Below are 11,849 nucleotides of genomic sequence, written 5' to 3' on the forward strand. Positions count from 1 at the left end.
AGCTGGATTACCGAACAAGGATTTACCGGATGTTGATGACCCACCTCGCCGCGTCCCAATATCGTTACTACCGTTGGCTGCTGGCCGGAGCGGTGGGCGCGGCTATTCTGTTGGTATCGCTGTATACCCGTTACTATCAAGAGGTCAAAAGCATCGAGCAGAGCCAGCAAACGTTGGCCACCCGCACCGTCGGCAAGATTGACCAGCTGCTGTCCCCCGCGCAGCTGCAGGCGGAACGCAGTATGGACATGCTGGAACAACCCTGCGAGAACGTCTCATCGACCCTGCGCTTTCGCGCTGCGCAAAATCAGGCGCTGCGCGCCATGCTGCTGGTAAAAAATGGCGTCATCTACTGCTCCAGCCTGTTTGGCGCCCGTCATTATCAGTTGGCCGCCGTGCTGCCGATTTTCGTCAACAGCAACGTCAAGCTGGCGCTGCGCCCTTCGTTGGCGGTGAGCAAAGGACTGCCCACGTTGGTGATGTGGACACCCTCCCCCGGCGATAGAACCAGCGGCGTTCTGCACGTCTTCAATATCGAGCTGTTATCGAACTTTTTACTCGAACCGCAGGAGCCTTATGTTCAGCGAATGGTGCTGAACGTAGCCGACAGCAGCCTGGAATACGGACGCCGTGAAATCCTGCGCCGCGACACCCTGACCAACGATCTGCGTTACACCGCCGGTTCCGAGCGGTACCCGTTCTCGATTTCGCTGTTCGGCCCGCAGGTCGGCATGCTGGCGTTTTCCGCACTGCCGCGCCATATTCCTCTGGCGCTGTTGATCAGCCTGCTGGCGGCCTACGTGGTCTACCTGCTCACCGCTAACCGTATGAGCCTGTCTTATCACATCGGTCATGCCATTACCCACCGGGAGTTCCGCGTTTACTGCCAACCGATCATTCACAGCGATACCGGCCGCTGCGCCGGCGTCGAGATGCTGCTGCGTTGGAAAAAGAAACGGCAGGGGTGGATCTCGCCCGACGTGTTTATCCCGCTGGCCGAGCAGCATGAGCTGATCATTCCGCTGACCCGTTATCTGATGAACACCGTGACGGAAAATCTGCAGCTATTCCCGCCGCGGCCGTCGTTCTACATCAGCATCAACGTCGCGGCCGAACATTTTAAAACGCTCAACATCATCGACGATATCCGCCAGATTTGGCTGCCGGCGCACCCAATGCCGTCACTGATGCTGGAGCTGACCGAGCGCACCGCGCTGTCGGCCATCCAGCATGACCAGATCCGGACGCTGAAAGACATGGGTATCATGCTGGCCATCGACGATTTCGGCACCGGCCACAGTTCGCTGAGCTACCTGAAAAACCTCAGCCCGGACGTGTTGAAGATCGACCGCGGGTTTACCGCGGCCATCGGCACCGACGCGGTAAACGCCACGGTGACCGACACCATCATTACGCTGGCGCAGCGGCTGAAGCTGAAGTTGGTGGCTGAAGGGGTAGAAACGGCGGAACAGGCTGACTATCTGCGCTCACGCGAGGTCAATGCCCTGCAGGGGTATTATTTCGCCAAACCGATGCCGATCCACGTTTTCCCGCTGTGGTTGCAGCAGTACGAATCGCGCGTCAGACATGCGCAAGAGGATCCGCCGGAGGCCTGAGCCTCCGGCGAACGGGTTACGACTGCGTCGGCTCGTCAAAGACGACGCGGGTGACACGCACCAGTTCGATGCGGTATTCGGAGACGTCGACGATATCGAAACGCAGGTGGTTCAGCTCGATAGTATCCCCCACCACCGGCATCTGGCCGTAGTGGGCCAACAGCAGCCCCGCCAGGGTGGCGTAGTCCGCGGTTGGGCTCACCAGGTCATCGCAGGCCAGCGCCTGTTCCAGCGAGTGCAGGTCGGTCCCGCCCTTCACCAGCCAGCCGTCGCCTTCCGCCACAATGTCCGGGGTTTCATCTTCGTCCGGGAATTCACCGGCAATCGCTTCCAGCACGTCCAGCGGCGTCACCAGCCCTTGCACGACGCCGAACTCGTTGGTGACCACCACCAGACGCCCTTTGGCGCGACGCAGCACCGCCAACAGCTTGATGACGTCCATGGTTTCCGGCACCACGATCGGCGGCGTGCGGGCGGCGAACTCGGCGATATCTTCACCCTGCTCCAGCGCCACCAGCAGATCCTTGGCGCGCACCACGCCGACAATCTCATCCACCGAATCGCGGCACACCGGGAACAGACTGTGCGGCGTGTCCAGCAGCTGTTCGCGCACCTCTTCACGAGAGCGCTCGCAATCGACCCAGGAAATCTCGGTGCGCGGCGTCATCACGCTGCGCAATGAGCGCGAGGCCAGCGTCAGCACGCCGCTGATCATATAACGCTCTTCCTCCGCAAAGGTTTCATCCCGCGGCAAGGCGACCGCATCGTCCGTCTGCTGCGCGCGCTGCTGCCCCATCAGGCGCATGATCGCTTCCGCGGTGCGCTCGCGCATCGGGCGACGCGCCTGATGCTTGATGAAGTTGCGACGCGCGATCTGGTTGAACAATTCAATCAGGATCGAGAAGCCGATCGCGGCGTACAGATAACCTTTAGGAATATGCAAGCCGAAGCCTTCGGCGATCAGGCTCAGGCCGATCATCAACAGGAAGCTCAGGCACAGCACCACAATGGTCGGGTGCGCGTTAACGAAGTTAGTCAACGGTTTGGACGCCAACAGCATCACCGCCATCGCGATCACCACCGCCGCCATCATCACCGGCAGATCGTTCACCATGCCCACTGCGGTAATCACCGCATCGAGCGAGAACACCGCGTCGAGGATGACGATCTGCACCACCACCGCCCAGAACTTGGCGTAACCGCGGTTGGCGCCGTCCTGGTGCGTCTGCCCTTCCAGCCGTTCATGCAGCTCCATGGTGGCTTTGAACAACAGGAACACCCCGCCGAACAGCAGGATAAGATCGCGGCCCGAGAAGCTGAAATCGCCGACGCTGAACAGCGGCGTGGTCAGCGTCACCATCCAGGAGATCACCGACAACAGGCCCAAACGCATCAGCAGTGCCAGCGACAGGCCGATGATGCGCGCTTTATCACGCTGCTTCGGCGGCAGCTTGTCGGCCAAAATGGCAATGAACACCAGGTTGTCGATGCCCAGCACGATTTCCAGCACCACCAGCGTAAGCAACCCCGCCCAAATAGAGGGGTCCATTAAAAATTCCATATCAGACTCCAGAGAAAAGTGGGAACGAGCGCAGGAGGCTCAGACGTGACGATGCCGCCGCTGCATGGGCGCAGTCGACAATAGCAAGGTGACGGGATGGGATTACCGGGTGGTGGCCGAGCGGCCGAACAGCATATGTAACGCCAGCAGGTGGCGGGTGAAACCTGGAAAAACAGTAACTTCGGTGACAGTCCATAGGGAGGGCTGAGGCCCTTCACTCCTTAGTGATGAAAGAGGAAATTACTGTATCAGGATTTTTCTGGCGGACAAAGCGGCTTTTTCAACGGCGGTTTAAGGTTGCGCCCTGTCATCTCGCCCACGACCGTTAAGATTTATCCGAGCATTCAATAGCGGAGCAGCGTCACAAAAAATATTTTTTCACTCACTAAAATAAATGACGCGTTCGTGAAGTATCGCGCACAGGCATTTGAAACTGCGTGAGAAATGTTAGGCGTGCGTTTCTTTTTTTCTACCATAATGTATCTGAACCGCGGAAGTGACTGCCAAGACGGCACGGAAGAACGATATACACCGTGCCTGGAGTTCAACGAGGAGGTAGCGAGTGGCAATAGCTATTATCATCGGCACACACGGGGCTGCAGCGGAACAACTGCTGAAAACGGCGGAGATGCTATTGGGCGAGCAGGACAACGTCGCCTTTATAGACTTCGTTCCCGGTGAGAATGCCGAAACGTTAATCGTCAAGTACAACGAAAAAATCAGTGGATTGGATACCAGCGGCGGCGTGCTGTTCCTGGTGGATACCTGGGGCGGCAGCCCGTTCAACGCCGCCAGCCGCATTGCGGTCGATAAAGACAACTATGAGGTCGTCACCGGGGTCAACATCCCGATGCTGGTGGAAACCTTCATGGCGCGGGACGATAACCCCGCTTTCGATGAACTGGTGGCGCTGGCGTTGGAAACCGGCCGTGAAGGCGTGAAAGCGCTGAAAAAACCGCAAGAAGAACCCGCAAAACCCGCAGCACCCGCCCCGAAAGCCGCTGCTCCTCAGGCGCCGTTGGGGCCGAACGATCACATGAAAATCGGCCTGGCGCGTATCGACGATCGCTTAATCCACGGCCAGGTCGCCACCCGCTGGACCAAAGAGACCAACGTCAGCCGCATCATCGTCGTCAGCGATGAGGTCGCCGCCGACCATGTGCGCAAGACCTTGTTGACCCAGGTTGCCCCGCCGGGCGTCACCGCTCACGTGGTGGACGTGGCGAAGGCCATCCGCGTCTGGAACAACCCGAAATACGCCAACGATCGCGTGATGCTGTTATTCACCAACCCGACCGACGTTTGGCGTCTGGTGGAAGGCGGCGTCGAGATTAAATCCGTCAATATCGGCGGCATGGCGTTCCGTCAGGGGAAAACCCAGGTGAACAACGCCGTTTCCGTCGATGAAAAAGATATCGAAGCGTTTAAGAAGCTGAACGACCGCGGTATCGAGCTGGAGGTGCGTAAGGTCTCGTCCGACAGCCGGCTAAAAATGATGGACCTGATTAACAAACTCAATTAGTGGCGCCAGCCGCTGATTATTTTACTCAGAGCTTTTTTGGTCATAGGAGAAGTGCAATGGAGATCACCACTCTTCAGATTGTGCTGATATTTATCGTTGCCTGTATCGCCGGGATGGGTTCCGTCCTCGACGAGTTCCAGTTCCACCGCCCGCTGGTCGCCTGTACCCTGATCGGCTTCATCCTCGGCGACATGAAAACCGGCATCATCATCGGCGGTACGCTGGAAATGATCGCCCTCGGCTGGATGAACATCGGTGCGGCGGTCGCGCCGGATGCCGCCCTGGCGTCCATCATCTCGACCATTCTGGTCATCGCCGGTGGGCAGAGCGTCGGCGCCGGTATCGCGCTGGCCATTCCGCTGGCGGCGGCCGGCCAGGTGCTGACCATCATCGTGCGCACCCTCACCGTGGCCTTCCAGCACGCGGCGGACAGCGCTGCGGAGCGCGGCAGCCTGCGCGCCATCACCTGGATCCATATCGGTGCCCTGCTGCTGCAGGCGATGCGTATCGCCATCCCTGCGGTCATCGTCGCCATCTCGGTCGGCACCGCCGGGGTACACGCCCTGCTCAACTCGATCCCGGAAGTGGTCACCAGCGGCCTGAACATCGCCGGCGGCATGATCGTCGTGGTCGGTTACGCAATGGTGATTAACATGATGCGCGCCGGCTACCTGATGCCGTTCTTCTATCTCGGTTTCGTTACCGCCGCCTTCACCAACTTCAACCTGGTGGCGCTCGGCGTCATCGGCGTGGTGATGGCCGTGCTGTATATCCAGCTCAGCCCGAAATACAACAAATCTCAGGTTGTCCAGGCCGGCCCGGCTAACGCGAACGATCTCGATAACGAACTCGACTAGGAATAGGTGAGAGAAATGGTTGATACAACTGCTCATAAGAAACTCACGCCGGCCGACATTCGCGGCGTATTCCTGCGCTCTAACCTGTTCCAGGGGTCATGGAACTTCGAACGCATGCAGGCGCTGGGTTTTTGCTTCTCGATGGTGCCGGTGATCCGTCGCCTGTATCCGGAAAACAATGACGATCGCAAACAGGCGATCAAACGCCATCTCGAATTCTTCAACACGCACCCTTACGTGGCGGCGCCGGTGCTCGGCGTGACCATGGCGATGGAAGAGCAACGCGCCAACGGCGCGCCGATCGACGACGGCGCGATCAACGGCATCAAGGTCGGTTTGATGGGGCCGTTGGCAGGCGTCGGTGACCCGATTTTCTGGGGCACCGTGCGGCCGGTGTTCGCCGCGCTCGGCGCCGGCATCGCCATGAGCGGCAGCCTGCTTGGACCGATCCTGTTCTTCTTGCTGTTCAACCTGGTGCGCCTGCTGACCCGCTACTACGGCGTGGCCTACGGTTACCGTAAAGGGGTGGATATCGTCAACGACATGGGCGGCGGCTTCCTGCAAAAACTGACGGAAGGAGCGTCCATTCTCGGCCTGTTTGTGATGGGGGCGCTGGTCAACAAGTGGACGCACGTGAATATCCCGCTGGTGGTGTCCAAGATAACCGACCAGACCGGGCATACCAACGTCACCACGGTGCAGACTATCCTCGACCAGCTGATGCCGGGCCTGGTGCCGTTGCTGCTGACCTTCGCCTGCATGTGGCTGCTGCGCAAGAAAGTCAACGCGCTGTGGATCATCATCGGCTTCTTCGTCATCGGTATCTTTGGCTATTGGATTGGCCTGCTGGGCCTGTAATCGTTCGAAACGGCCGGGGGCAACCCCCGGCTTTTTTATGTGTGGAGCAAGAGATGTCACTGACCGACGCCGTACTGATGCTGTTCATCACCCTGCTGTTGCTGTATTCGCTGTATGACGAATTCGGCATGGATCTGCTGAAAGGCAAAACGCGGCTCAAAGTGCCGCTCAAACGCCGCAACCGGCTCGACAGCCTGATTTTCGTCGGCCTGATCGCCATTCTGATTTACCGCAACGTCACCACCAACGGCGCGGCATTAACCACTTACCTGCTTATTTCTTTGGCGCTGCTCGCCATCTATATCGCTTATATTCGCTCGCCCAAAATGGTGTTTAAAGCGCACGGTTTTTTCTTCGCCAATGTGTTTGTCGAATATAACCGCATTAAAGCCATGAATTTATCGGAGGATGGCATTCTGGCCATCGACCTGGAACAGCGCCGGCTGTTGGTTCAGGTAACTCACCTGGACGACCTGGAGAAGATTTATCACTTTTTCGTTGATAATCAATAAATAAAAATAAATCCATTCCGTTATCGCTCAAACCCCGCGCTGCTTGTGGACAATTAATCGGCAGCGCCATTTCCTTTCTGACTATTATTTCCGCAACATTGTTACCCCCGGCTACATTATATTCCCGCATGAACTCAGATTAATGAAAACGAGTCTCAATTAAGAACCAATATTGCCAAAGAATAAGGTTGTCGATGGCTGAAATAATATGGTATGGTTGCGCCGTCATTGGGGAGTAGCCGGTTTCTGGAGAATAAAAACCAGAAACGCCCGTATCAACATACTCGTTTCGCCGTATGAAACGTGGTGCGGGCAGCCAGGTAAGGTTGGCGAGACCATAGACACGTAACTCCGTCGTTTGGTTGGGGGTGGGTTACGTGTATATGGAGCCACCCGGCCGAGGCTATTTCACATGAACCTTTCAGCAACGCTTATTCTCGCTTTCGGCATGTCCATGGATGCTTTCGCCGCTTCAATCGGCAAAGGCGCCAGCCTGCATCAACCCCGTTTTCGCGAAGCGATCCGCACCGGCCTGATCTTCGGCGTGGTGGAAGCGATCACCCCGCTCATCGGTTGGGCCATCGGCCTGTTCGCCAGCCAATACATCATGGAATGGGACCACTGGGTCGCCTTCTCGCTGCTGTTCATTCTCGGCATGCGCATGATCGTCGAAGGGGTGCGCAACAGGCCCGACGAAGAAGAGAAGGTCAAACGCCATGGTTTCTGGTTATTGGTCGCCACCGCCATCGCCACCAGCCTCGACGCCATGGCGATCGGCGTCGGCCTGGCCTTCCTGCAGGTGAATATCGTGCACACCGCGATGGCCATCGGCTGCGCCACCATGATCATGGCGACGCTGGGCATGATGATCGGCCGCTTTATCGGCCCGCTGCTCGGCAAACGCGCCGAGATCCTCGGCGGCGTGGTGCTGATAGGTATCGGCGTCAACATCCTGCTGGAACACCTCGGCTACCTGGCCTGAGGCGACCGAACTGCAAAAAAACCTGCCGCGGCAGGTTTTTTTGTTTCTGGACGCCGCGCCTTTTAAGCGCGACGTCGGTACAGCGCCAGGACGAAATCCGTCTCGCACACAAACTCCCCGCCCTCGGCCAACCGCTGTTGCACTTCCGGCGTGGCGCGCCAGGCGAACGGCGTCATCTGCAGCAGGTTGGCGGCCTGCGCGCCCGGCAAGGTCATCGTATAGGCCAGCGCCTCTTTGCGCTCGCAGTCGAACCCATCGAACTGTTCGTCCTGTTCGGCATGCAGCTGCACCTGCTGGTACACCCGCTCTTTCAGCTGGTACAGATGACGCGGGCCCGGCGAAACCGTCACTACCACGCCGCCCGGCTTCACCACCCGCGCCAGCTCCTGCGCCTTGCAAGGGGCGTAGATGCGCAAGACCGCATCCAGCGCCCCGTCGGCGAACGGCAAGCGGTGGCTGGAGGCGACGCAGAACGAGACCGCCGGATAACGTTTGGCGGCATAGCGGATCGCCACCTTCGCGACGTCCAACCCGTAGACCGCCATATTGCGCCCCTGGGCCAGCCGTGAGGCCACGGCGGCGGTGTAATACCCTTCCCCACAGCCTATGTCCAATAACGCGCCAGCATCGGCCGCCAGCGCCACATCCAGCCACTCGGCCACCTGCGCTTGCAACGGCTGATAATATCCACCGTCGAGAAACGCGCGCCGCGCCTGCATCATTTCCGCGCTGTCTCCCGGCTGTTTCGATCGCTTGTGCTGTACCGGCAGCAGATTGACGTAGCCCTCTTTGGCCTGATCGAACTGATGATTGCCGTCGCAACGCCATTGTTGAGATGTAAAATGCAGCGGCTGATGACACAGGGGACATTGATAAGACATGAATGGGCTTCCAGAGAGACAGGGCGCGGCTAGTCTAAAGAAGGCGCCGGTTTGATGCAAGGCGCATCCCCGCTCGCTTTCATCGCCAACAACACCTGGCCAAGCGGGGAAAAAGCTGGCTACACTGAGAGTCTGTTTTCTCACGCAGGTGAAAATAATTTATGAGCGATCGTTCCGCGCTGCTCGATGCGGTGCCCCACATTCAGCACGGCTTCGGCAACAAACTCGCGCTGCTGCCGGGGCATCTGCTGCCCTACAGCGCCACATTGCCGGAAAAGAAGCAGGTGCATGGCACCCGCATCGTCGATGTGCTGCAACCGGCGCAGACGTGCGGTGAGGCCGATGGCTTCTACACGCGCCAGCCCGGCATTCTGCTCAGCGTGCTGACGGCGGATTGCCTGCCGGTGCTGTTCAGCCGTCGTGACGGCGGCGCCATCGCGGCGGTGCACGCCGGCTGGCGCGGGTTGCTGGACGGTATTCTGGAACAGATGGCGGCCCGCATTCGCCAGGACGGCGACACCGCCGATTGGGTGGCCTCCATCGGTCCCGCCGCCGGCCCGTGCTGTTACGAAGTTGACGAAGCGCTGGTGGAAAACTTTAAACAGCGTCTGCCGCTGCCCGCTACGCTGATCAGCCCGCACTATCGGCATCTGGATCTGGCCGCGATCGCCGAATACAAGCTGACGGCACTCGGCTTCGCCGCCGTTGACCGCTCAGGCAGTTGCACTATCTGCACGCCGGACGTCGATCCGCAGCGGCCGCAGCGCTTCAAATACACCAGCTATCGCCGCAACAGCCATCGGCGCGCGCAGGATCCGACGCATCCGGGCATTAAAGGCCGCAACCAGTACGCCGGCATCGTCATCGTCGCCGAATGACGGAAACGAAAAAGCCCGCGCGAAGGCGGGCTTTTTGTACAGCTGACGCTGATTAGATAGCAGTAACGTTTACTGCAGATGGGCCTTTCTGGCCATCTTGGATTTCGAACTCAACGTTCTGGCCTTCAGCCAGGGTTTTGAAGCCGTTGCCCTGGATTGCAGAGAAGTGTACGAACACGTCTTTGCTGCCGTCAGCCGGGGTGATGAAACCGAAACCTTTAGACTCGTTGAACCACTTAACTTGACCTTTGATCTTTGCCATCTTGAGTATTTCCTTTGGATTGTTTAAACCGCCCGTAGGCGTTACATAGACAAACTAGAGTCGTTACTGCTTGAGGCACTAAGATAAGGATCGGCAGAGAAGCGGTATTCAACGCTAACGTCTTTACTCAGAACTTCTTTACTGAAAATGCCACACATATACAGAACTGTACCTCGTTTTACCCAGATGCGTTATCACATACTCTGTATGCGATGGCAAGCCATTTTTAATCACTGAACGACATGTCGCACATATTTGAAACGGTCGAGAGCCACATTTGCTTAAATAGGCCAAAAGATGTTGAAGCATCGGCTATTTTCTGCTTGCCAAAATCACTGCGCCAGACCCCGCATTCTGCTGGCGTTTTAACAAAACTTTCATCGTATTGACGCCTATCTGTCTCATCATTTCCGCTTTTTTGCCGCTTATAGCGTTAAAAAATTTGAATCTTTATGGAATTTGATATGCAACATTTGAATATCGATGAACGGGGGCCAATTTATTCATCGCTCCTCCGACCATTTACCGCCGGAAAGCCCATTCATCATCGGCTTTCAGCCCTGCCGCCAAACGGCGCGGGCGAGCACGGCGCACGGGCCAGCGGTGACGCATCCGCCCTGCACAACGGATGCATAAACATGCAAAGTGCCGACACCTCTCCCGCTTGCCGGTGGGTTCATCATAAATAATCCGAATATCATTAACCTCAATAGCCGGAATAGTCTTATCAATAACGAAAGTTCAACGTTGAATTAAATCCTGAAAACAAGGGGGTTATTTGAATCACCACCCGCGCTTATCAATTCGGCTAATTACAGCCGCGCTTTCAAACCGTTGGTTTTATTCATCCCGCAGCGCCGCCGGGTGATGAGGTAACGCAGACGGTGAGCCCTGCAACGCGATGCGCTCGCCAATCTTCAGCGGATGGAATTGATGCTGCTCCAGCCCCGCTTCACTCAACGCCAGGTTCAACTGCTGCGGCGGCTCGTCCAGCGATTCATCCGCCAATTCGAACACCCCCCAATGAATGGGAATGGCGCGCGGCTGATTCAGTTGACGGTACAGCGTCACCGACTGCTGCGGATCCATATGCTGTTCCTGCATAAACCAGCGCGGCGCATAGGCGCCGATGGGCAGCGCCGCCACGTCGAACGGCCCCAGCCGCTGACCGATCTCCGCCAACCGTTCCGAATAGCCGCTGTCACCGGAAAAATAAAACCGCAGCGCCGGATGGTGGATCACCCAGCCGCACCACAGCGAGCGATTGCGATCCCACAGCGTGCGCATGCTCCAGTGCCGCGCCGGCGTGGCGTAGACCGTCAGCTCGCCCAACGGCAGACTCTGCCACCAGTCCAGCTCATGCACCTTCAGCCGATAACGGCGGAACCAGCGCTTCAAGCCGAGCGGCACGATGAACTCGGCCTGAGGGAAACGCCGCGCCAATTGCCGCACCGTGCGCCTGTCAAGGTGGTCATAATGGTTATGGGAGATCAGCACCGCATCCACCGCCGGCAGTTGCTCCACCGTCAGCGGCGGCGGCGTTCTGCGCTTCGGGCCGTAAAAGCTCAGCGGCGATGCGCGTTGGGACAACGCCGGATCGATCAGGATATAGCGCCCGCTCAACCGCAGCAGCATCGAGGCATGCCCCAACCACCAGACGCTGTCGCCACTGCCGCTGAGATCGGCTGGCTGCCACCAGCGTTCGGTAAATTGCGCGTAGCCCTGCTGCGGCGGCTTGGGCAACCCCTGGCGCTTGCGCTCATCTTGCCAACGTTGAAGATCCCCCTCCTGACGCCGCGAAGGTTCCGGGTTGCGAAATCCCTCCGGCGTGTGATGCGCCTTGGCCGCGTCGTAATAACGGTTGATTCTTTTCACCCAGCGTCTTCTCCCGACCCTCTGCGCCCTGCACGGGCATGACTT

Annotated in this window: 12 protein-coding genes and 1 riboswitch; of the genes, 7 read left to right on the top strand and 5 right to left on the bottom strand. The window is 58.2% G+C overall.

The window, feature by feature from the left end; translation table 11 throughout:
• Positions 1–29: 29 nt before the first annotated feature.
• Positions 30–1,616, top strand: a complete 1,587-nt coding sequence (locus ACUTQY_RS01750) for an EAL domain-containing protein (RefSeq protein WP_033643382.1) — start codon at positions 30–32, stop codon at positions 1,614–1,616.
• Positions 1,617–1,632: 16 nt separating this feature from the next.
• Here ACUTQY_RS01750 and ACUTQY_RS01755 read toward each other — a convergent pair whose 3' ends face one another.
• On the bottom strand, positions 1,633–3,177 hold the full coding sequence (locus ACUTQY_RS01755; protein ID WP_033643383.1) for a TerC family protein: 1,545 nt from the start codon (positions 3,175–3,177) through the stop codon (positions 1,633–1,635).
• Positions 3,178–3,739: 562 nt separating this feature from the next.
• On the opposite strand from ACUTQY_RS01755, the gene manX reads away from it, so the two are divergent.
• The 5 genes from manX to mntP all read left to right on the top strand — a co-directional run bounded on the left by manX (position 3,740) and on the right by mntP (position 7,908).
• Complete coding sequence (gene manX, locus ACUTQY_RS01760) at positions 3,740–4,699, top strand: PTS mannose transporter subunit IIAB (RefSeq protein WP_089194865.1); 960 nt, start codon at positions 3,740–3,742, stop codon at positions 4,697–4,699.
• A gap of 56 nt (positions 4,700–4,755) precedes the next feature.
• Complete coding sequence (locus tag ACUTQY_RS01765) at positions 4,756–5,556, top strand: PTS mannose/fructose/sorbose transporter subunit IIC (RefSeq protein WP_033634888.1); 801 nt, start codon at positions 4,756–4,758, stop codon at positions 5,554–5,556.
• A 15-nt stretch (positions 5,557–5,571) separates the two neighbouring features.
• Entirely contained in the window at positions 5,572–6,414 is an 843-nt protein-coding gene (locus ACUTQY_RS01770; RefSeq protein WP_046687255.1) for a PTS mannose transporter subunit IID, read from the top strand.
• Between the two features lie 53 nt (positions 6,415–6,467).
• Complete coding sequence (locus ACUTQY_RS01775; RefSeq protein WP_046687256.1) at positions 6,468–6,926, top strand: DUF986 family protein; 459 nt, start codon at positions 6,468–6,470, stop codon at positions 6,924–6,926.
• Positions 6,927–7,144: 218 nt separating this feature from the next.
• Positions 7,145–7,327: riboswitch (yybP-ykoY riboswitch) on the top strand.
• 11 nt (positions 7,328–7,338) lie between these two features.
• Positions 7,339–7,908, top strand: coding sequence for a manganese efflux pump MntP (mntP, locus tag ACUTQY_RS01780; RefSeq protein WP_025159822.1), 570 nt, complete (start codon positions 7,339–7,341; stop codon positions 7,906–7,908).
• A 62-nt stretch (positions 7,909–7,970) separates the two neighbouring features.
• Here mntP and rlmA read toward each other — a convergent pair whose 3' ends face one another.
• Positions 7,971–8,789: a 23S rRNA (guanine(745)-N(1))-methyltransferase gene (rlmA, locus tag ACUTQY_RS01785; protein WP_046687257.1), complete on the bottom strand. Its 819-nt coding sequence runs from the start codon at positions 8,787–8,789 to the stop codon at positions 7,971–7,973.
• Between the two features lie 161 nt (positions 8,790–8,950).
• On the opposite strand from rlmA, the gene pgeF reads away from it, so the two are divergent.
• Positions 8,951–9,667: a peptidoglycan editing factor PgeF gene (gene pgeF, locus ACUTQY_RS01790; RefSeq protein ID WP_089194866.1), complete on the top strand. Its 717-nt coding sequence runs from the start codon at positions 8,951–8,953 to the stop codon at positions 9,665–9,667.
• A 52-nt stretch (positions 9,668–9,719) separates the two neighbouring features.
• Here pgeF and cspE read toward each other — a convergent pair whose 3' ends face one another.
• From cspE to ACUTQY_RS01805, 3 genes are all read right to left on the bottom strand, one after another.
• The gene (gene cspE / locus ACUTQY_RS01795; protein ID WP_002221949.1) at positions 9,720–9,929 is read right to left on the bottom strand and encodes a transcription antiterminator/RNA stability regulator CspE; all 210 of its coding nucleotides are present in this window, start codon (positions 9,927–9,929) and stop codon (positions 9,720–9,722) included.
• A 41-nt stretch (positions 9,930–9,970) separates the two neighbouring features.
• Positions 9,971–10,087, bottom strand: coding sequence for a DUF2627 domain-containing protein (locus tag ACUTQY_RS01800; protein WP_002211058.1), 117 nt, complete (start codon positions 10,085–10,087; stop codon positions 9,971–9,973).
• Between the two features lie 682 nt (positions 10,088–10,769).
• Positions 10,770–11,804 (bottom strand): MBL fold metallo-hydrolase, encoded by a 1,035-nt coding sequence (locus ACUTQY_RS01805; RefSeq protein WP_046687259.1) that lies wholly within the window; start codon positions 11,802–11,804, stop codon positions 10,770–10,772.
• Between the last annotated feature and the right edge of the window lie 45 nt (positions 11,805–11,849).

Source organism: Serratia sp. TSA_130.1, from assembly GCF_052691795.1.

Bases quoted from the DNA above. Each gene is read 5' to 3' on its own strand.
- ACUTQY_RS01770 (WP_046687255.1), top strand. From the start codon at position 5,572: ATGGTTGATACAACTGCTCATAAGAAACTCACGCCGGCCGACATTCGC.
- ACUTQY_RS01800 (WP_002211058.1), bottom strand. From the start codon at position 10,087: ATGTGTGGCATTTTCAGTAAAGAAGTTCTGAGTAAAGACGTTAGCGTT.
- cspE (WP_002221949.1), bottom strand. From the start codon at position 9,929: ATGGCAAAGATCAAAGGTCAAGTTAAGTGGTTCAACGAGTCTAAAGGT.
- mntP (WP_025159822.1), top strand. From the start codon at position 7,339: ATGAACCTTTCAGCAACGCTTATTCTCGCTTTCGGCATGTCCATGGAT.
- ACUTQY_RS01775 (WP_046687256.1), top strand. From the start codon at position 6,468: ATGTCACTGACCGACGCCGTACTGATGCTGTTCATCACCCTGCTGTTG.
- pgeF (WP_089194866.1), top strand. From the start codon at position 8,951: ATGAGCGATCGTTCCGCGCTGCTCGATGCGGTGCCCCACATTCAGCAC.
- ACUTQY_RS01765 (WP_033634888.1), top strand. From the start codon at position 4,756: ATGGAGATCACCACTCTTCAGATTGTGCTGATATTTATCGTTGCCTGT.
- ACUTQY_RS01755 (WP_033643383.1), bottom strand. From the start codon at position 3,177: ATGGAATTTTTAATGGACCCCTCTATTTGGGCGGGGTTGCTTACGCTG.
- ACUTQY_RS01750 (WP_033643382.1), top strand. From the start codon at position 30: ATGTTGATGACCCACCTCGCCGCGTCCCAATATCGTTACTACCGTTGG.
- rlmA (WP_046687257.1), bottom strand. From the start codon at position 8,789: ATGTCTTATCAATGTCCCCTGTGTCATCAGCCGCTGCATTTTACATCT.